Below are 540 nucleotides of genomic sequence, written 5' to 3'. Positions count from 1 at the left end.
GGCCCGGCGCTGGTCCGCGCGGCGTGCGCGTTCGCCGAACAGGCCGGGGTGCTGCGCTTCGACGCGACGGTGCAACCCGGCGCCGCGCGGATGTTCACCCGCCTGGGCTGGGTACCGATCCGGTCGCAGCCCGCGGCGGGCACGCCCCACCTGCTGATGCGCTGGCCCATCGACCGCCTGGCCCGTCAGGCGGCGGCGACCAAGGCGCCGCTCGGCGCGCTGCTGGGCGGCCTGCGTCCCGGCGGCGAGGGGTTCGTCGGCGACGACGGGGCGCCGGTGCCCGGCAGCGACCTCGTCGCGGCCTGCGACGCGATCGTGCCGTCGCTGGTCGAACGCGACCCGGAGTGGGCCGGCTGGTGCGGGGTTCTGGTGAACGCCAACGACCTCGCGGCGATGGGCGCCGAGCCGGTCGGGCTGCTCGACGCGGTCGCCGCCCGCGACGCGTCGTTCGCCGCCCGGGTGCTGTCCGGGCTGCGCGCCGGGTCGGCCGCCTACCGACTGCCGATCCTCGGCGGCCACACCCAGTTCGGTGTGCCGGCG

Annotated in this window: 1 protein-coding gene; it reads left to right on the top strand. The window is 78.1% G+C overall.

The window, feature by feature from the left end; translation table 11 throughout:
- Positions 1-540, top strand: a 540-nt coding sequence (locus MXD58_RS24785) for an AIR synthase related protein (RefSeq protein WP_250610059.1), incomplete at both ends; no start/stop codon positions are given.

Origin of the sequence: Frankia sp. AgKG'84/4 (genome assembly GCF_023242965.2) — a bacterium.
Classification (GTDB): domain Bacteria; phylum Actinomycetota; class Actinomycetes; order Frankiales; family Frankiaceae; genus Frankia.
This window is presented reverse-complemented; position numbering and strand designations above follow the sequence as displayed.